At 69.4% G+C, this 2,752-nt stretch carries 3 protein-coding genes and 1 pseudogene; 1 reads left to right on the forward strand and 3 read right to left on the reverse strand.

What is annotated here, in order from left to right:
- Positions 1-2: 2 nt before the first annotated feature.
- Entirely contained in the window at positions 3-1,169 is a 1,167-nt protein-coding gene (locus IY392_RS18225) for an alpha/beta fold hydrolase (protein WP_197431413.1), read from the reverse strand.
- 70 nt (positions 1,170-1,239) lie between these two features.
- On the reverse strand, positions 1,240-1,674 hold the full coding sequence (locus tag IY392_RS18230; RefSeq protein ID WP_107756899.1) for an Hsp20/alpha crystallin family protein: 435 nt from the start codon (positions 1,672-1,674) through the stop codon (positions 1,240-1,242).
- Between the two features lie 243 nt (positions 1,675-1,917).
- Between IY392_RS18230 and IY392_RS18235 the strand changes: the two genes are divergently transcribed.
- Positions 1,918-2,349, forward strand: a complete 432-nt coding sequence (locus IY392_RS18235; RefSeq protein ID WP_194861989.1) for a universal stress protein — start codon at positions 1,918-1,920, stop codon at positions 2,347-2,349.
- Between the two features lie 18 nt (positions 2,350-2,367).
- Here the strand turns inward: IY392_RS18235 and IY392_RS18240 are convergent.
- Positions 2,368-2,752, reverse strand: a pseudogene (locus IY392_RS18240) (nitroreductase family protein); the annotation flags it as partial.

Genomic DNA, 2,752 nt, shown 5'->3' on the forward strand with positions numbered 1-2,752 from the left:
GGTCACGCCACCGCCAGCGGCCGGACCTGCTCGAGCATCACGTCGACGAACACGTCGGTGTTCTCCGCGCTGCCCAGACCGTGTCCGCCCTCGAGCCAGATCAGCTCCTTGGTCGGGGCGTCGAGTACGTCGTAGTACTCCTGCACCAGGCTCGGCATCGCGTTGACGTCGTGGCGTCCCACGAAGAAGAACACCGGCACCTCCAACACGGGGGCCTGCTCCACGAAATCCAGGTCCTCGAGCTGCGGATACACGGCGTTGAACGAGTCGATCAGCCCGCGGGTGTGGTTGATCGTGTCGAGGTAGCCGTACTCGGGCACGAAGAACCCGAGGAGCGGCACCACCAGCGTGTAGCGGGGCGTGCCCATGATCTCGTTGAGCACGTCGAGGAAGTCCACGTAGGGCCGCACCACGTTCTCGCCGTGGTACGGCGGCGGTCCGTTCTCGCGGAGCCTGTCCGCACGCCGGGTCTCGCCCTGCTCCTCGAGGTGCGCCAGCGCCAGCTCGTAGCCCATCCGGTCGTTCTCGCCTGTGTTGACCATCTGCCCGCTGCTGACGAAGGCGTGGAAGAGCTCGGGGTGCTCCTGCACCAGCCAGATGCCGAGGATGCTCGACCACGACACCCCGTAGACCACGATCCTCTCCTGCCCGAATCGCTCGATCAGGTACCGGGCGAGCGCGGCCGCGTCGTCGACGAACCGCTGCCGGTCGAGCTCGTCGAACGGCACGGCGCCGTACGACCTGCCCGTCCCCGGCTCGTCCCAGTTCACCACCGTGAACTGTTCCTCCAGCGGCCGGAACTCGCGCGAGTTGAAGAACCCGCCGCCGCCCGGGCCGCCCATCCCGAGGTTGAGCAGGACCGGGTTTGACGTGTCGTGGCCGCGCAGGGTGATCCACTGCTCGCTGCCGTTCAGCTCCACCGCCTCCATCGACGCAATGCTGCCGGGCACCGGCTCGCCGTCCGGTCCGGTGATCGGCGGCGTCACGGCGAGGGTCTGCGAGGCGAGCACCGACCCGATCGCCGCGATCGCCACCACGCCCACCGCGGCCGGCCGCACCCACCGCCGGCGACGCGCGGCGACGAGCCAGACCAGACCGCCCAGGCCCAGCACGAGAAGGGGTAGCCACGCCCATAGTGGGACCGACGTGGTGAGGGGCAACAGGAGCACGGGAAGGAGCAGGAGGACGACCGCGACAACGGCCGCCGCGGTAACCCACCCGTGCGCCCGACCAGGCGACTTACGGCGCGCTGCCACCGGACCCGATCTGGATCTTCGTCGGCGCGGAGATCTCCGCCAGGGGGACGGTGACCTTGAGGACACCGTCGTCGTAGTCGGCCGTGATCTTCTGGACATCGGCGTGATCGGGCAACGCGATGCTGCGGAAGAAGCTGCTGCTGCTCTCGCGGACGACGTACTTGCGCGACTTGTCCTCGTCGCGCTCGTGCCGCTCGGCCTGGATGGACAGCGTCCCCTTGTCGACGGCGACGGAGATGTCCTTCTCCTCGAAGTTCGGGAGATGGACCTCCACCACCAACCCCGTGTCCCCCTCGGTGTACACGTCGGTGGTCGGGGCCCTGCCGCGGAGGGTGCCCAACAGACCGCTGTCCAGGAACTCCCTCCGCAGGGCGTCGAGCCCCGCGAACGGATCGAATCGTGCCAGGTTGTCCGCCATGATCGTGCTCCTTCTGCTCGGACGACATCACGCAACATCGTGACGGGTGGTCACGACCCATCGTCGTCCCGCCGATCGGGGCGGAGTAGGGCCATTGGGCCCGACCTCGACGGTCCACTCGACCGGCATGCCCGACCACCGACGGGCACACGCACGGTCGGACGGGTCGATCGACCCGGGGACCTCTCACCGCGGGACTTTCGGCCCTATCGGCGGTTCCGGTACCGGTACGACGATGACGGCATGACCGAAGCACTGAGCCCGGACCGCATCGTCGTCGGAGTCGACGGGTCCCGTCCGTCACTCTCCGCACTACGACGAGGCGCGCAGATCGCCGCCGCCCTGGACCTGACGGTGGAGGCGATCACCACCTGGGACTACCCGCCGATGATCGACGCCTACTACACGGCGGACTGGACACTCGACGAGGACGCCGCAAAGCTGCTCGCCACCGCGGTCGACGACGCGTTCGACGGATCACCCCCCGAAGGGCTCCGCCAGACGGTCCTGCAGGGGCCCGCGGCGCGCCTGCTGATCGAGCGCAGCAGGGGCGCGTACATGCTCGTGCTCGGCAGCCGCGGGCACGGCGGTTTCGTCGGGCTGCTGGTGGGATCGGTGAGTTCCGCCTGTGCCACCCACGCGCACTGCCCCGTCCTCATCATGCACGAGGACTGACCGGGATCCGGGGCTGAATCAGGCCGTGGCCCTGGCTGCCGCCGCCACCCCGGAGGACATCGTCGTCAGGATGTCCGCCACCGGCCGTCGCGGCGTCAGCGGTAGGGCCTTCGCGCCCGGCCGCGCCCACCCCATCCGGATGATGAGCTGGGGGAAGCATCCGCTCGACATGGCGGACTGCTGCAACACCCGTCGGGTCGCCGGCACCTCCAGCGCCTCGCTGATCGGGCAGGTCGACAAGCCGAAGGACGTGGCCTCCAGGAGCACCGCGCTGCTCGCCTCACCAGCACGGAGATGGCTGAAGTGGTCGTCACCGGGCGTCGCCATGACGAGGAACGCGCCCGCGTCCTCGGCCTCGCCGGCACGGCTTCCGGGGTCGTCGGCGTGGCGCCCGGGGTCGCCC

Origin of the sequence: Dietzia sp. SYD-A1 (assembly GCF_015356725.1) — a bacterium.
Classification (GTDB): domain Bacteria; phylum Actinomycetota; class Actinomycetes; order Mycobacteriales; family Mycobacteriaceae; genus Dietzia.

Bases quoted from the DNA above. Each gene is read 5' to 3' on its own strand.
- IY392_RS18230 (WP_107756899.1), bottom strand. From the start codon at position 1,674: ATGGCGGACAACCTGGCACGATTCGATCCGTTCGCGGGGCTCGACGCC.
- IY392_RS18235 (WP_194861989.1), top strand. From the start codon at position 1,918: ATGACCGAAGCACTGAGCCCGGACCGCATCGTCGTCGGAGTCGACGGG.